The organism is Balneolaceae bacterium, assembly GCA_034521445.1.
Classification (GTDB): Bacteria; Bacteroidota; Rhodothermia; order Balneolales; family Balneolaceae; genus JAXHMM01.
Map to the genome: position 1 here is coordinate 133,769 of JAXHMM010000011.1, position 16,044 is coordinate 149,812.

A 16,044-nucleotide genomic window follows, 5' to 3' on the forward strand; every position below is an offset into this window, starting at 1 on the left:
GCATACCGGGGACAAGGTACTGGGTTTTCATCACCGTTGGATTAGCTTGCGGGTATGCCTGTGCCTGGACTACAATCCTCGGGCTTCCTCCTCCAGCAATCAGAAATGAGCCATCAACTGGTGACCGGGATTTCGATCCGGAAGACCGTACCCGCAGCCTCGACGCTCTCGAAGTCGATGGTACCCCCGTGGGCCTCAACGATCTGGCGGGCCGATACCAGTCCCCTGCCGAAGGTGGCCTCCCCGCAAGTACCGGGGCGGTTCGCCTCGCTGTAGGGCTCAAAAATATGATCCTGCAGCTCCAGTGGGATGCCGATGCCCGGGTCCGCCACCTCGAGAAGGAACCGATCTCCCCTGCAACAGGCTGTAATTCGGATGTCCGAACCATGGGGACTGAATTTGACTGCGTTGTCCACCAGCGAGGCATAGACCCGGAAATACGCATCGGGATCGATATGAACCAGCCTTGGCTGACCCCTCTCCTCAAAGTTGAAAATGAGCCTCTGAAATTTAGCGTCGGCGCGTTCCCTCAGCACATCCACGCACTGACGGAGATAGACTTCGATATCGAGCGGAATGCGCTGCAGCACTATGCCCTTCCGGTCGCGGCCGTTCCCCTTCAGCATTTCTCGGATCATGTCCATCGACTCCAGGCTGGAACTGTTAATCAGCTTAACCCAGGCTTTCTGGCGCACGGTCAGCCCCTTTTCGCGCGAGAGAATGGAGGAGAGTTCCCGGATACCTCCCAGCGGGTTGCGAAGCTCCCGTCCCACCCGGTACTCCATGCGCGCAAGGGCGCGGTCCTTCTCGTCCAGCTGTAGGTTCTTGCGCAGGATGATCTCATAGAGACGGGGCACTTGCTTTATTAGAGTCCACTTCCGCTGCTGACGGTAAGACCATAGGGAAAACAGACCTAAAACGGCCAGCAGGCAGACCGCAACGGGTAAAAGCATGGACGACGCGCTAATCATCGATCAGAGTACTCCAAGCACGTTGATGAACCAACCGCGGCTGCGATAGCTCAGGTCGGTGAGGTCGTCGGAGTAGTCGGTGAAATTATAGCCTGCGCCCAGCCTCAGGTTACCGGTAATCTGCCGATAGAGACCCAGCAGCACGCCCGAGCGGGTGTCATCCGTCTGCTCCACCGTCAGGGTGCGGTACTCCCCGACCAGGTCCCAGCGTTTGACGACATGAAGGTCGGCGCGTGCGATGTAGAGCCAAGTGGTGTTGTCGGTCCAGGCTGCATCCTCCAGGGTGCGGTCGCGGATTTCCCCGCGCCGGTAACCCACCTTGCCGCCAATGGAGAGAAAATGGAACAGTCGGTAGATACCATCCACCGATACCACGTGGCTACGCTGGGCAAAGGGATTAAGCTGCAAACTGGTGCCCAGCTGGACCGGGCTGGACACATCGTGCAGGTAGGTGTAGCGTGCCAGGGCGTTGAAACGGTTATGGCGGACGGGACGGTAGGCCAGTCCCCCGACCAGCTCGGTGTACTCGGCATTGCCCAACCCGCCGCCACTGATGTCGCTCAGGGCCAGGTTGGCGCGTCCCAGCATCCGCAGTGAGGGGGTGAGTTGCAGGCCGACGCTGTTGCGAATGAGCCAGGAATCACGGCTTCCCGCCTGGCTGCCATCCTCGGTGCGGTACTCGAGAGCGCCGTTCCAGCGGAAGTCCGGGGCGCTGTAGGCCGAGAAGAGGGAGGCCGACGTGCGGTCCACATCCCCGAAAGTCGGGTTGGAGACAGTACCCCTTTCCAGCTGCAGGCCTACGCTCCACGCCTCCCAGGGGGCCAGGTCGATGCCGAAGGCGTGGGTTACACCGGAAGGGCCAGCCTCAGCGCTCTGCTGGCGGCGTTCCACGAAGACATTGCCGTTATCGTTGTAGCGGTAACGAGCGCCCGTTGCAAAGATTCCCGTACGCCCGGTGGCGCCCGACAGGCCCAGTCCACTCTGCGGAGTACCGCCCGAAGGACCGAAATCGGTGCGGTCGGGATCCATCACGTAGTTCAGATAGAGATTCAGCCGCCGGTTGAGCTGATAGCCGGCCTCGGCCTTGCCTCCCCACCCCCCATCGCCCTCGGTGGCCTCGGCGGACAGGTCGAGGCGATCCCAGAGGTTCACGCCGGCGCCAATACCGTAGCGGTCGTTGGAGCGCCGGGTCTGGTCTTTGTCGAGTGTGCCCTGGTAGAGAGTGTAGAGATGGTAGCCCCTGCTGATCCCAGCGGAGTCTTCCGGCCAAAAACCGAAGACGCCCACCGCGTCAGTACGCGCGCCGGTCTCCGACAGGAGATCGCTGTTGCCCCCGTTCAGGCCCGTCTCCCGCTGGTCGTATCGCACGCCGCCCTTAAGGCGGAAATGCCGGCCGATGCCCAGCTCGGCGCCACCTTCCGCCACCTGCATGGTGCCGGAACGGTCTCCTTCACGCAAGTCGGCCTTGCCGGTAAAGGTGACCCGGTCGCCCACGGGAATTTCGGCCTGCAACCCTCCCTGGCGCACCTCTTCGGTGTTAAGCTGTCCGGGGGCCGAATAACCGTCCCCCCGGCGCTGCACGTAGGCGTTGAAGCCACCCGCCCCATTCCCCTCCCCGAAATCGGTGAAATCCGCAGACAGCTCCGCGCGCTGGGCTGTAGCGTCCATGCCTGCCGTCGCGGAGGTGGGCTTCGTGGCGAATGAGAAGCCGCCGTCCATGGAGCTTATGACAGGCGAGCCGCGGCCCTCTGAAAACGCGCCCTCTACCTTGAGATAGGTGCCCGGACGGTAGCGCAAGGTGAGATCGCCTCCCACCAGGTCCTGTTCCACCTCCCTACCCTCCTGGCGGTAGCCGGTAATCCCGAGCTGCAGGTGGTCTCCCAGCCACTGTGAGACGCGTCCACCGGTGGTAAAATTGTCCAGCCTGGTCAGTCCCGGGTAGAATTCGTAGCTCACCACCAGGTAGACGGGGTTTCCTGAAAGGGCGCCCGTGCGCACCAGGCCCTTATCTTCGGCCACCATTGAAAGGGGGCGCTGCAGCAGGATGCGGCCCTGTAGGGCATTGACCTCATAGTCCTCGTAGGGGGTCAGGGTGGTGCGCTCCAGCACCAGGTCCGATTCGCGGTCGCGTACTTCCACCTGCACGCGCTCAGATCCGCCCAGGATATCACGGTGGTGCAGGTAGTAGAGGGAGCCTCCGGTGGCGCGAAACTCCTCGCGAGAGCCGGCGGTGCCGGGATCGGCCGCGAAGGCGTTGACCGTGGTCTTGCGCTCGCCGTATTCGGTGGCGGCAAGGCCCTGGTGCTGCAACTCGGCACCATAGAGTCCACGATTGAAATGCACCAGGTCGGTGCCCACCACAGGTGTACGGAAGCTGCCCCACATCAGGTGGGAGTCGTGGCGCTCCAGGCGCAAGTGGAACTTGCCCTGGCTGGGTGCGTCGTCCACCAGTGTACCGTCGTCGCCGTAGACCGGGTAGGCCTCGTTGATATCCAGGCGGCGGAGCAGCGAGCGCGGATCGCGCGCGCCGAAGTTGGTAAAAAGTTCCGAAAATGGCTGTTCCCAAGTATCGGCAGAAGCGGTCAGCACGGTCTCTGCGCCCAGCCCCCCTTTCAGGTAGAAGGCCAGCCGCCCGTCCACGTACTCCTCCCCGCGGTATCGTGCCGTCTGCTGGCCGGTGACCAGAGATGCGGGGCCGTCCACCGAGTTGGAGCCCACGGTCACGTCGGCCAGGCCCATGTAAAACCAGGGACGCCCGGGTATGGTGATCTCTCGGCTGTATGCGCTACGGCTGCCGTCGGGCCGCACCATCTCCACAGATAGGGTATGGGTGCCTGAGGTCAGCAGGGTGCGCGAAGCAAAACGGCCGGTGCGGCTAACAGGCACGGGCCTTCCCCGAACAAAGACCTTCGTTTCGGGGTCGAGACTGTCAGCAAAAACGGTCACGGCCGCCCCGGATACCGGAATATTGGCCACCTCGCGGCTGTTCTGGCCGTAGCCCGCCCGGGCCATCTCTTCGTCGCTGCTGCGTACGCTGCGCACCTGGTCCGGGGTGATAATGGGCAGCGAGCGGGGCGCGGTTTCGTCGAAGGTGCCATATTCTCCGTACACCCTGAGCACGTAGCGTACCACTTCGTGTCCTTCTTCCACCCGGGCCGCCCAGCGGAAGCGCGTGCCGTTGGCGTCGGTGGCCGTAAGCACGGCGAGGGGCTGCTGACTGACGGGTCCGCGCGCGCGAAGGATGCGCAGTTCGTAGCGCGTGATCCAGTCGGGATAGTTGGTATATGCGTGGAAAACGACCTCTTCTCCGAGCACTGCCGAACCGGGTGCGGTCACGTTCAACATGGGCGTTCGTTCGCGGGGATCCACCCGTATCTGCAAACCTTCAAAGGTGTGGTGAGCGCCCGACTGGCGCAGCGTATCCATGTATACGGTAAAAGGATCATCTGAGTCACTGGAGTGGACAACCGCTGAATCGGCCGGCGTGGTACTTTCTGGCACGTCGCGTCCGAAGACTGCACTGCGCAACGTGGGACTGAGGGAATGCGCGGTCTCGCTGGCAAGCCATACCGTATCGAGGACGCTTATCCTTTCGAGCAGAAACCGGTCCGCGGGGGAGTTTTTCGCTACTGCGGGCCCACCCGGGGCAGGCAGCTCTTCTGCGGCAACAACCTTGGTGCCACGGTGCCGCAACAGCCGCCTGGCCTCCTCCACTTTAATTTGCTCGCCCTCCAGATAGGCCACCGTGAAAGCATCGCTGTAGCCGGCATTCGCTGCAAGCCGCCGAAGAGAGTCGGCAGCGGCTTCACTGCGAAAGACCCCCGCAAGGTAGCGTACCCGGGAAGAGCCGAGGCTGTCGGTGAGCAGGGTGCCCAGACCTTCCCCCGGTCTGGTGCTCGACTCAATTTGTACCACGGCAAGCTGCACGCTAAAGAAAAGTCCCCGGACGGTTTCCACTCCAAGAGAACCGGGGAGGGCGGTGGGTCCAGTTCCGGTTTGAACTGTGCCGTCCAGGATGGTAAGATTCCGAGAAAGGGTATCGCCTGCCACCGTTGCCCATCCAGCTTGCGAGGCCGATTGCCCGTGCAATGCACCGGCGGGAATGACGGTGACTGCCAGGAAGAACAGGAATGGCAATGCCACTCGAAAAAGTACCCCGGGAACACTGAGTCTCAGTGCCCCGGGGGCGCCGTTGACGAAAATTGCCATACTAGAGCGGAGACCGCCTATCGTTTCGGACATGGTTTTGGAACTGTGTGTTAAAATCGTACCTGAGGTACTGATATGTGCCTTCACCGATATGATTTTCCGGGCCGTTTTCATCGTCCTCCCCCCGGCGCAGCCGCCAGTTCAAGGATCTCCTCGATGCGAATAATCTGCTCCAGGGAAGACGCCCTCCATCTGCTGCGGATATCCTCCGTCACTGCGCGCAGACGCTGGCGAGCCAGGTCCGTAGCATGCTGTGCCCCTCCTCCGCGGTAGACCACGCGAAGCACCACAGGCCTGTCGCCCAGCTCCTCCTGGAGCCGGACCAGACGGTTGGCCCAGTCCTCCTTGAGACGAATTTCTCCCTGATGGAAGGCCGCTGGACGCAGCTCAAGACGCAATTCACGCGGGGTGGCGATGCCGAAGTTCACTTCGGAGAATTTACCTGCGGTGAGACGCACGGTGCGGGGATTCTCGGTGACCACCTCCCAGCCCGCGGGCATGCTGGCGTGGTCCAGCTTGATGACAAAGTTGCTGCCGCGCTGCTCGTCGGGATAAGCCGCGCAGGCGATATGATAGCGGCCCTCGGCGTCGGTGGTGATGAGCCAACCCTGGGCGGTGACAACGCGGACATCGGCCAGGCCGGGCTCCCCGCGCTCCTGCACCCCGTTGGCGTTGCGGTCGTCAAACACCTTGCCCACGATATCGGAACATTCGAAGACCGGGTCAGGCGTTACCCGCACGTTGGCCTCCGCTATATTCGAAAGCTGCTCCTTCTCCCCTGCCGGACCGCCTCCGTCCCAGGCCCCGGCGCGGTTGACATACTCGCCGGTCTGTACGCCCGCCCCCACCACCAGCACCAGACGTATTTCAAGGGTCTGCTCGGGCAGCAAGGTCAGACCCTCCCAGTAGAGGGTGCGGCCTTCGCTTCGCGGCTCGGCGGCGAGACCGTCTACCGATCCCGTACCATCGCGATAGCGGAAGCCCGGGGGCAGCATGTCCCGCACCTCCACCTTCTCGATAGGAATGGCCACCGGATTGGTGACCGAAATTGTATAGGGCACCAGCTGCCCTACGCGCACGTTAACCAGGTGCGAAGTCTTGCTGACCAACAGCTCAATATCGGGTCCCTGAAGCACGAATATCACAGGCGTTGGATCGTTCTCGCGATTGGGGTCGGGTTCCTCTCCATTTTCAGAACTAGTCTCGGTAATAATAGCCCCCCCGGGCACTCCGGAGGTGGTGGCCCGGGCCTGGTTGAGCTGCGGCTCCTCGGGTATTTGGTTTGCGCCGAAGTCGATTTCAGCGGTGAAGGTAATCACGCACGATTCACCGGGCTGCAGGTGCTCGTCCCCTGCCAGAAAATTAGTCTGATCCACACCGTCGAAACCGGGGTCGGCCAGGGCCAGTTCTGTGCCCGTGCACTCGCTGACAACCGCCTCCCGGGCGAGGGAAATGGACTCAGCCGCGGGGAAGGTGTGCGTTAGATCATCGGAGATCTGCACGTTGGTGGCAGTCGCCGTCTCACTCCAGTTGACCACCTTGATGCGATAGGGAATCTGGAAGGCCCGGAGTCCGGTCTGAACCGGATCATCCGCCATCTTGGCGAGTTCCAGGTGCTGCGCTCCTATGGACACCTGCGTGGGAATGGATGCATCGATGTCGGGCTCCTGGCCGTCTACGCTCTCGTCGATGACCATAGAGCCATCTGGTGTGCGGGCAGTGGCGGTGGCGCTATTCAGGAAGGGTCCCCCCTCCTGGGGGAAGAAGCGCAATGTAAATTCCAAACGCGCGCGGGAGAAGTCAGGCAGCCCGTTCGGGAGGCTGCTCCGGGAGGCGTCCAGCAGCTCGCGCCCTCCCTCTGCACCCGTATAGGCACCTGAAGCGACGGGTGCCAGGGAGGCGCCGTTCAGTGGGTCGGCAACCACTGGGCCGCTCACAATACGGTATTCACCGGGTCCCGGCTCCCCGTCGGTGAACGTGCCGAATTCCGAAAGATCATCGGTCACCTGCACCATGTCGAGGAAGGTGGAGCCGAGGTTCTGCACGTGGAGATTGAAAGTAACGTCGTAGCGACCGTTCCCGAGACTCTCCAGGGCCGAGAGCTCCTTGGCCACTCCGATGGAAGGCACCAGCACGGAGGTAATATCGTCGTTATTCTTAGGATCACCATCACCGTCAGGATCGGGGTCCTCCCCATGGTTGGAGCGGTCGCCGGTGGGCAGCCCGCTCTCGGAACCCTTGCCCTCCGCCCAGGCATGGTTGACCAGCGACTGCACGTCCGGGGCAGGTATGAATTCCATGAGGAGTTCGATAGTGGCCGAACCGCCCACGCCCAGGCTACCTTCGGCAAGCAAGCGGTCGCCACTGCCGTTAAAACCGGGATTGGCCGTTAAACCGCTTGCGCTCAGCTCTTCCACACGGTATTCGCCGGGCTGGAGGCCGCCACCGGATACGCGGGGTTCACCGAAGCTGCCGCCGAAGGAGGTAGCGAGGGTATCGAATACCTCCACCCTGCTGAGGCCCTCCTCCCCGAAGTTCTCCACTCGGAAGGTGAAGCGAGTGCGGAAGCTGCCCGCTGCAGTCTGCTCCAGAAACTCCGACTCCTTGGCCAGTCCCACCAAGGGGATGCTCAGTACGGGGTTGCTTACCGAAGCGCTGTTGTTGTCCAGGTCGGGATCAACGATATCTTCCCGCGGGTAGGCCTCAACGGTATTCACGCCGGTTCCTTTGAAAGCGGTGACACGCGCAGTGACCGCTACCTCGTAGAAACCGTCCACTTCCAGCACAGGCAGGTCAGCCCCGGATACAAGTTCGGCGGCCGAGGGAGCATCGGTGCATCGGTTACCTGCGGCGCCTGTGCAGACCACGGAAATCAGTTCCAGTCCCTCGGGCGTGTCGGTAATGGTACCGGAGGCAAGGGCAACGGATGGACCTTTGTTGGTCACACGCATGGTGTAATCCACCTCGGTGGAGGTGAAGATGGTGCCCGGCTCGTTTGTTTTAACCACCGCCAGATCGGCCACCATGTCCCCACTCACACGGTCCTCCGACTCGTCAGGCGCCGCGTTGGCCGCTTGGTTGGTACTGGTGGCAATAGTGGAGCGGGCTTCAGATGTACCGGGACCAGGCTGAACGTAGGTGAAGGTGATGCTCCCGGTGCCGTCGCCTGAGGCGATCTCCTCGGCCGCGAGCTGGACGGGCATGCCGGTGAAGGTGACCTGACCCGATGTGGCGTCGTAGGAAAAGGAAGCGCCAGCCGGCAGGTTGCCGAAGGATACCTCCTTCAAATCTGCGAGCAGGGTGAACATATAGGTGATACCGGATCCGGTAGAGGGACCGTTGTTGCGATAGAGAAGAGTGCCTTCAACAGTCTCGCCGGCGTTGGCTGATTCCGGGAGCACCACCTCGGTGGTCACGTCGGCGACCAGTCCCTCGAGATCCGTGTCATCGGCATCGGGCAGTACGTTGGCGCCCTGGTCGGTGGAGGTTGCGATTTCGCTCTCCACTTCACTGGTACCAGCTGCCGGCTGGGTGTAGCTAACAGTGATTCCGCCCGTGCCGTCACCCGAGGCGATCTGTCCGGGGGTCAGCGAGGAGGACATCCCGGTGAGGGTGACGATCCCGGTAGAGACGTCATAGTCGGCAGCAGCCCCGCCGGGCAGATTGCCGAAGCTCACATCCTCCAGGTTTGCCAGCAGCGTCAGCGTATAGGTGACATCCGAGGCGGTGGAGGGGCCGTCGTTGCGAAACAGCACCGTGCCGTTGACAGTGGTGAGCGCATCGACCTCCACGGGAAAGTCCACTTCGGTGGTCACGTCCGCAATAAGGGTGCCGCCCAGTACAGTATCGTCGTCGTCCTGCGCCAGGTTAGCGCCCTGGTCGGTGACCGTGCTGATGGTGCTGGATACCTCGCTGGTGGCGTCTCCAGGCTGCGTAAAGCTGACGGTAATGTCGCTGCTGCCGTCGCCGGAGGCGATTTCGGTGGAGGCGAGGGTGGAGGGCATGCCACTGAGGGTGACGTTTCCTGTGGAGGCGTCATAGCTGGCGGAGACTCCAACCGGCAGATTGCCGAAGCCCACGTCCTCCAGGTTGGGATCCAAAGTGAGGGTATAGCTGAGGCCGGTGGCTTCCGAGGGACCGTTGTTTCGGTAGCGTACCGTTCCGCTGACGGTCTGCCCAGCGTCCACTAATGCCGGGAAGTTGAGAGCAGTGGTCACGTCAGCCACAAAACCGCCGCCAGGACTGAACTGAGCCTCGTCGATCTCGAGGTTGGCACCCTGGTCGGTGGTGGTGCCGATTTCACTGTTAATGGTGCTAACAGCGGGACCGGGTTGGATGTAACTCAGCTCGATGCCGTTAGTGCCGTCGCCTGAGGCGATCTGCCCGATGGTCAGCGAAGCTGGCATACCGCTGAGGGTAATCACACCGGAGGCGTTGTTGTAGCTTGCCGAGGCGCCTCCCGGCAGGTTGGAGAAGGTAACAGCTCCCAGTGTATTCAGGCCCGCGTCCACCGAGAGCTGATAGCTCATACCGGAGGCGGTCGAGGGACCGGTGTTGCGGTAGACGACACGGCCGGTCACCGGTTGACCGGCATCCTCGTTGGCGGGAAAGCCGACCAGAGAGGTCGTCACATCAGCGATGAAATCACCGGAGACCGAGGCGTCGTCCATGTCCGGCTCATGGGTGCCCGGCTGCTGAGTGGCAGTGGCGATTTCCGATTCCACCTGGCTGGTCGCCGATCCAGGCTGGGTGTAGCTGAAGGTAATAGCGCTGGAGCCGTTGCCGGACGCGATCTGGTCGATGAGAAGACTGCCCGGCATACCGGTCAGGGTTACCGTGCCGGTGCCCGAATCGTAGGAGGCACCGGCACCGCCTGGCAGGTTGCCGAAGGAGACATTGGCCAGATCGGTGTCAAAAGAGAGGGTGTAGGTCACCCCGGAGGCCGTGGAGGGACCGTGGTTGGTATAGAGCAGCGTACCGTTGACGGTTTGCCCGGCGTCCACTTCGGCCGGCAGGGTGACGTCGGTCTCCACGTCGGCGATGAGCGTACCTCCCACGTTTGCCGTGGCGCTGTTGGGCAGGGCGTTGGCCCCCTCGCTGATGGTGGTAGCGATGGTGCTGCTGACGGAAGTACTCGCTTCTCCGTCCTGGGTATAGCTGACGGTGATTCCGCCGGGATCGCTGGCGGCGATTTCGCCCGCCTCCAGCTGATCAGGCATATTGGAGAGAGTGACCGTTCCGTCCCCGTCGTTGTAGTAGGCGGTGGCACCCACGGGGAGATTGCTGAAAATCACGTCCTCCAGCCCGGCGTCCAGGGTAAGAGAATAGGCCATGTTGTCTCCAATAGAAGGACCGTCATTCGACCAGGTCACCGTGCCGCTGACGGTCTGTCCGGCATCCACCGAAGCGGGGAAGGAAAGGGAGGTGGTCACGTCGGCCACCGGCGTCACATTTACCGGCGTGGGCACGTCGTTGTCGGTGGGATCGTCATCGGAGTCGGGATCGGGATTGGCCCCGTTTTGCGACTGGTCTGACGGCGTCTGTCCGGAGAGGTCGCCGGTACCATCGATGGAGGCCTGGTTCTCGTAGCCTCCGCCTGGCAGCGGGATAGGCGGCTGGAAACGAATGGAAAAGTTGACTTGGCAGTCATCGCCTGCCGCCAGGCTGCTGATGGAGCCCACGACCGGATCACCGTCCCCCGTAAAGGAGGCATTCACCGATCCGCCGGTGCAGCTGCCCTGAAAAGATGGGGCCGACTGGACGGTGTAGTCGCCGACATCGAGGGAGGCCCCTCCCCCGCCGGCCACGTAGGCACCCAGGGCCGGGACCGGACCCGCCACCTGGTCGGAGAAAGTGATTCCGGTGAGGGCCTCCAGGCTGAAATTCTCGATGGCCAGACGGAAGTCAACCGTAAAAGTGCCGTCGTTGTTGAGGGTTGGTGTACCTACTACCCGCTTGGCAATGCCCAGACGCGCCTGCGGCACGTAGGCGAAGAGATAGTTCGTGCCGGTATCGGTATCGCCGAGGACGATGCCCGAGATTTGACTTGAAGTGGAGGCATCCCCGCCCCGGTCGCCCGCCGATTGCTGTCCCACCGTCAGGTGGTCTTCCGAAGCGGCACCTCGGGTGACCGTGTAGCCGGAACCGTCGCTCTCCGGCAGGTCCTCGAAGCTGAAATTTCCAGAGCCGTCGGTGTTTACGTTTTCGCTGATCGGTGCCCCGTCGAAGGCGTTGCCTGCCAGGGTCATCGTCACGCCTGAGATGCCGGTGTCGCCGGCGTCCACAGAGCCGTCGTCATCAAAATCGCGATAAACTCTTCCTGAAAGGCTGGAGCCCGTGATGGTGACCGTCCCGGTCACCGAGTTGTCGGAAGGATCTACGTCCTGGGAGAAGGTGGTCAGGGAGGCTGTGTTGTTGATATCACCCCCTGAAGGCACCTCGTTGACCTGCACTGGGATGGTGATCTCGATTTCGGAATCCTCGTCCACCGTTCCCAGCTCGCACTGGAAGGAGCCGTCGCCTGCACTGCCGGTACAGGTTGTGAACTCCGCGCCGCCGGCGATTACGTTGACGGTAGGTGTGCCCGTAAGCTCCATGGTGGCGGGCAGGTTGTCGCTCACCACGACGGTGTCAGCCTCGGCCAGGCCCGGGGCGTCGCGGTTAACCAGGGTGAGCACCCAGTTGAAGTGCCGGCGTACAGCCTCGGGGTTGGGTGATGGGACCTTGCTCTGCAGTTCCAGGTCCACCCGCGTCCGTACGGTGGTGTTCTCGGAAGCGGTATTGTTATTGATCTGAGAATCGTAGCCGGCGTTGGTTTCGTCAGACTCAACCTCCACCTCATTGGTGTAGACACCCTTGTTTTCCGCCAGCACGGTCACCTCCAGGGTCTCGCTGTCGCCGGCGGGTATGCGGTCGATTTCGCAAATGAGTTGCCCGCCGAAGGTCCCCACGGCCGGCGTGCTGGTGCAGGTACCGTCGCTGATGGTGTAGCTCACGTAGCTGAGTCCCCCGGCGGGAAGGTCTTCCGTAATCACCACGTTTTCAGCGTCGGAGGGACCCACATTGTTAAGAATGATCTCGTAGGTCATGTTGTTGTCTACCGTCACCGGATCGGTACCGTCATTCTTGTTAATCAACAGGTCAAGAGAGGGCTCCTCCACGTAGGCGTCAATGCTGGTAGAGTTGTTGGAGGGATCGGCGCCACTTGGTTCGGTAGTGGTCGTTGAAACCGTGGCATTGTTGGTGATGGTAGTACCGAAGGTGGCGAAGACGGGCTTGACGGTAATGGTGACCGTCTGCTGGGCGTCGCGGTTAATGTTGCCCAAATTGCACTCCACCGTCTTATTGCCGGCAGTGGTCACCACATCTGCACCGGGCGTGGTGCTGCAGCTGCCCGATGAGGGAGTAGCTGAAATGAAGAGCACGTCTTCGGGCAGCGTGTCGTCGATGGTCACATTGTCGGCACGGCTGGGGCCGTTGTTCTCGGCCGTCACTACGTACACCAGCTCCTGTCCCGCAGGTACGGGATCGGGTGTGGCGGTCTTGGTGATCCCCACATCGGCCCGAGCATTCACCGTACTGGTGACGTCGTTCTCGTTATTGTCCAGGTCACCGTCCGCCGTTACACTGGAAATGATCTCCGCAGTGTTGGTACGGCTGCCGGTAGTAGCCCGGCTGGGACGCACCTCCACTTCGACGGTAGGACAGTCGTTGCCCTGCGTGCAGACGGGGAATTCGGTGACGGTACAAGTCAGTCGCCGGCTGTAGGAACCCGTGGAGGTGGTAGAGCAGCTCATGTCGCCGGGATCGACCACCCCGTAGGAGGTGATATTGTGTCCCACGTAGCCCTCACTGGCCCCGGTATTGTTATTGATAAGGGAGGTCAGGTTGTCGGTCATCGTGACCGACTCAGAGGCGTCTGCCCCATTGTTCACCAGTTCGATCTCGTAGGAAAGCACCTCGCCTGCCGCCACGGGATCGGGGCCATTCACTGTCTTGATAATCGAAAGGTCCGCCGCATCGGGGTTGCTGCTTGAACTCACCGAATAACTGGCATCGTTGTTGGAAGGATTGGTGTCGCTAACGTTGGGATTGGTGGTGGTAAGGTCGGCAGTGTTGTTCACCGAACCGGCCGCATTGGCCACCGCCTGAAGCACAAGATTGGGGGTGTTGGAGTTGGCCGACAGCGGAGAACCGGAAGTGTAAGTACGTTCGCACGACAGGTTTTGTCCCCCGGCAATGGGCAGGCTTCCGCTGCCGGGCGTGCAGCTCCAGCCGTTCAGGGTGAAGCCGGTGATTTCGATGTTGGCAGGAAGAGCGTCGGTAATCTCGAGGGTCCCGTAAAATTCTTCCGGACCGTTGTTGCGAGCGCGCAATGTGAACTCGAACTGCTGGCCAATCACTACCAAGGCGGGATTAGGGCCCGTTTTGGTGAGCGAAAGGTCGGCATAAGGGTCCTGCAGGGTCGCTCCGCCGTCATCGTCTGAGTTGTTGCTCATGTCGGGGTCGAAGGGATTGTCCGAGGTGATGGTCGCCGTGTTCGTGACGCCAACGCCCGAGCTGGTCACCTCCACCGGGATGGTGATGGTGCCGAGCGACTGGCTCTCCCCGGGCGAGCTCCCTGAATTCTGGGTGCAGGTAACCGTCTGCCCGGATAGGGAGCAGTTCCAGCCGTTCTGGGTGGTGGCGAAGCTGCCCGAATTGATGGTGTAGTTGGCCGGCACCACGTCCTCCACCTCCAGTAAAAAGGGTACATCGCCGGTGTAGTTGGGAGCTAACACAAAATTAAAGGTATCGCCTACAAAGTAGGGAGCACTCTGGCTGCGAGATTTCGTGATGGCCACGTCGCTTCCGGCCGTAACGGAAGTGTCGAAGGTATCGGTGTTGTTGCCGGACTCCGGGTCCTGGGCAGCGGGCGGGGAATCGGTGATTTGAACGGAGGCCGAGTTCGTGATAGTGGAGCCGGAACTCACGGTAATCTGTGCTTCGATAGGGGCCACCGAGACGCTGCCTCCCGAGGCGATTGAGCCGCCTATGGAGCAGGTGATGGTGCCTCCGGCCTGCGAACAGCCAGCCGGCAGGCCGCCGGTAATACTAAGTCCGGTGGGAATGGGATATTGCACCTGGACGCCCGAGGCGGGATCCGGTCCCGCGTTTCCAACGGTTATGGTGTAGAAGACCTCAGCACCGGAGGCGGCGGTTGAGGAGCCGGAAATGGTAATGGAGAGGTTGGCGCCGGAGATCACCGTTGTAGTAGCGGTATGGGTATTGTTGGCCGTATCGGGGTCATTCTGGTCGCCCGACACCTCGAAATCGACATCCTCTGTCCCCGATGCGGTGGTTTCCAGGAAGAGATCAAATTCCAGGACACTATTGGTCGCTATGCTGGAAATCGAGCAGGTCACAGTACCCGGCCCCGATCCCCCCACGGTCATACCGCTGCAGGTAAGTCCACCGGGGCCCGTAAAGCCGCCATAGTTCATGTCCGCAGGCACGCTGACAGTAAGCTCCACGCCGGTGGCGGTATTGGTCACATCGTCGTTGGTGATGCGCACGCTATAGGTTACCGTCCCACCTGCTGCCACCGGGTCGGGAGCGTCCGTCACATTGAGCACCAGGTCCACATTTTGAGCTGTCGCCACGCGGGGCATGCCCAGGCCTGCAGCCAGCAAAACAATCAACAGGAGCAACCTGCCAGCATTGCGGAGCTGTCCCCCAATCAGGGGACGGTGACCCGCGTGGCCGCGGTAGTCAACCGCCGCGGCGGGTAGGGGAGAAAAGCGGTAAAGAAAGGAAGCAAAGGTTTTCATGCGGTCAGGGAATAGGCCATCAGGTATGTCGTGAACCGAGAATTTCCGGAAGCGATGACGGAAAGGCGGGGCACATCTCCCTGCAGGGCCAAAAACCTGACCGAGGGACGCCGGTCAACCAAACCGGCACGTGGGCTCTACTGAGCATGCCGTAAACGCCAAAACCGTTTTCACTCCTTAAATTATGATAGGAAGATAAACGCCGGGAGGGAAAATGGACGTAGTATTGCTTGTAAACTGGTGTCGTATTTCATGGAATATGGTGTAGTAGAAATACGACAGGAGAAGCCTTAGGAGTGGCTCAGTTACCTACAAAACCCACTAGTGATCTACCCTGATCAGCTGGCCTGGCTCAGATTGTAGATGCGGTAAATCTCGGAGAGTTCGATGAGATTGGAAATGGAGAGCTTGTCAAAAATGCGCTTCTTGTAGGTACTGGTAGTGGTAACGTGGATGTGAAGCTCGTCGGAAATGTCCTTTACTCCCCTGCCTCTGACCAGCATGCCGGCGACCTCAAGCTCACGGTCAGTCAGGCTTTGGATGGGATGGTCCGGGATATTGCCGTCAAGGGACTTGCGCACCATCAGGTCTTTGATCTCCGGGCTGATGTAGCGTCCCGTTTCTATCATCTGTCGAATAGCGCCGATAATCTCCTGTGTGGTGGAATCTTTGGTGAGGTAGCCGTCCGCACCCGCCCTTAGGTAACGGATGGCGTAGAGAGGGTCGGTGAGCGCAGAAAAAATGAGCACGCGGGTGCTGTCGCCACTGCCTTCCAGCAGGTCGATCACCAGTCCCGGACGGTTGCCCGGCATATCCAGGTCTAACACGATCAGGAAAAAATCGTGCTCTTTCATAAGCTCTTCAACCCTGCAGTAGTCGCCTGCCTCAATCAGCTGGGCGTCGGGCAGTATATTGCGTATGTATTCGCGTACGACAACCCGGATAATGCTATGGTCATCGGCCAACAGTATCTTGTGTGAATTCATGAGGTGTCACTCCTTGTGTAAAGTACCGCAGATCCCGGACTTGGGTCCTGCTCTCACCGACGAATATGA

General features: G+C 61.2%; 4 protein-coding genes. All 4 read right to left on the minus strand.

Annotated elements, in window-relative coordinates:
- Nucleotides 1-113 precede the first annotated feature (113 nt).
- The gene (locus tag U5K31_12345; GenBank protein ID MDZ7773512.1) at nt 114-857 is read right to left on the minus strand and encodes a HAMP domain-containing sensor histidine kinase; all 744 of its coding nucleotides are present in this window, start codon (nt 855-857) and stop codon (nt 114-116) included.
- Between the two features lie 117 nt (nt 858-974).
- Nucleotides 975-5,114 (minus strand): hypothetical protein, encoded by a 4,140-nt coding sequence (locus U5K31_12350; protein ID MDZ7773513.1) that lies wholly within the window; start codon nt 5,112-5,114, stop codon nt 975-977.
- A gap of 176 nt (nt 5,115-5,290) precedes the next feature.
- On the minus strand, nt 5,291-14,989 hold the full coding sequence (locus U5K31_12355; protein ID MDZ7773514.1) for an SdrD B-like domain-containing protein: 9,699 nt from the start codon (nt 14,987-14,989) through the stop codon (nt 5,291-5,293).
- Nucleotides 14,990-15,327: 338 nt separating this feature from the next.
- Nucleotides 15,328-15,975: a response regulator transcription factor gene (locus tag U5K31_12360; protein MDZ7773515.1), complete on the minus strand. Its 648-nt coding sequence runs from the start codon at nt 15,973-15,975 to the stop codon at nt 15,328-15,330.
- Nucleotides 15,976-16,044: the final 69 nt, after the last annotated feature.